Source organism: Paenibacillus anaericanus, from assembly GCF_003994475.1.
Classification (GTDB): Bacteria; Bacillota; Bacilli; order Paenibacillales; family Paenibacillaceae; genus Fontibacillus; species Fontibacillus anaericanus.
On the sequence record NZ_RZNY01000081.1, the window covers coordinates 1 to 1,555 of the forward strand.

At 39.9% G+C, this 1,555-nt stretch carries 1 protein-coding gene; it reads right to left on the minus strand.

Annotated elements, in window-relative coordinates; genetic code table 11:
• Positions 1 to 143: 143 nt before the first annotated feature.
• A protein-coding gene (locus EJP82_RS27765; protein ID WP_127195313.1) for an IS3 family transposase occupies positions 144 to 1,504 on the minus strand; the annotation gives its coding sequence in 2 pieces (ribosomal slippage) (positions 144 to 1,048 and positions 1,048 to 1,504; 1,362 coding nt in all).
• Positions 1,505 to 1,555 lie beyond the last annotated feature (51 nt).

Here is a 1,555-nt window from a genome sequence, read left to right on the forward strand (position 1 = left end):
GAGACTCAGGATAATGCTTAAACTTCTGACCCTTCTTTGCTGGCATAAAAAATGCACCCCCTAGAATTTCATCGGCTAAACCCGGGGGTTTTTCCAATGTCTATTCTAAGGGGTGCACTTCAAAAGTTAGACAGGTTATTTTATTAGGCAATTTGTTGGGCATGAGTTCGGTACTGTACCGGACTCATGCCTTTTAGTTTTGCCTTAATTCGCTTGTTGTTGTAATAATGGATGTATTTTGATAGCTCTTGTTTAAAATGTGCGATACTTTCAAATTCCTTTAAATACAGAAGTTCAGATTTCATGATGCCAAAGAAGTTCTCAATGACGGCATTGTCGTAGCAGTTACCTTTACGGGACATACTTTGCTTGATGCCACGTTCTTCAAGGGCATGACGATACTGTTTCATCTGATAGTGCCAACCTTGGTCAGAATGAATAAGGGGCTTATCTACATCTGTTAATCGACTGAATGCTTGATCTAACATCGTAGAAACAAGCGAGTAGACCGGTCTTGAACCGATCGTATACGTAATAATTTCACCATTATATAGATCGAGTACTGGAGATAAATATAGCTTTTCTCCGAATAATTTAAACTCTGAAATATCCGTAACCCATTTCTCATTCGGCTTTTCAGCGTGGAAGTTACGTTCTAAAATGTTGGGTGCAATCTTGCCAATCATCCCTTTGTACGAGCGATATTTCTTCATACGTACCAGGCACTTCAATCCTAATTCTTGCATGATACGCTGAACCTTTTTGTGATTTAACTGACGTCCTCGATTCATCAATTCGTCGTGAATACGACGATAGCCATAACGTCCTTCGTGTTCATCATAAATCGCTTGAATCAATGCTTTTAGCTTCGCATCTGGGTCAGGCCTACCAATGTTCTTTACCCAGTAATAATACGTGCTACGTGGGACATCTGCCAACTGCAGGAGTGCTTTCACCGAGAATTCGTTCCTTAGTTCATAGACGACTTGTGCTTTGTCTTCTTTGGTGATTTTTCCTTGTTTTGAACTAAGGCATTCAACTTTTTTAAGTAAGCATTCTCCATGCGTAAACGCTCTAACTCTGCTTTTAAAGCCTCGACAGAACCATCATCTGGCACCTGTTTCTTGGCTGCTCCTTGTTTTTCACTATTCATGATAGGACGCCCCTTTTTCTTTGAGTTGAGGGCGTCCATTCCTTCATTCTCTATCCTTCTTCTCCATTTCCGAATCATACTAGGTTCAGATATGTTGAATATGGCTGCTGTTTCATTAGGTGACGTCCCATTTTCGTTCATATAATTGAGTACGTCTAGTTTATACTGAGTAGAATAGCTTGTATAGGATTTCTTAAAAGCGTCGGCTCCATGATACTTATATTGTTTAACCCAGTTCATTACGACGGCTGAACTCGTTCTTAATTCTTCCGCTAGCGAGTTAAAACTTTCTTTGCCTTCTAGGTAACTAAATACGGTCCGTAGTTTTATTGCTAAAGAATACTTGGACATAAAAACTGCACCCCAATTGTTAGTTGTGTCTAACAATTGGGGTGCAGTTCA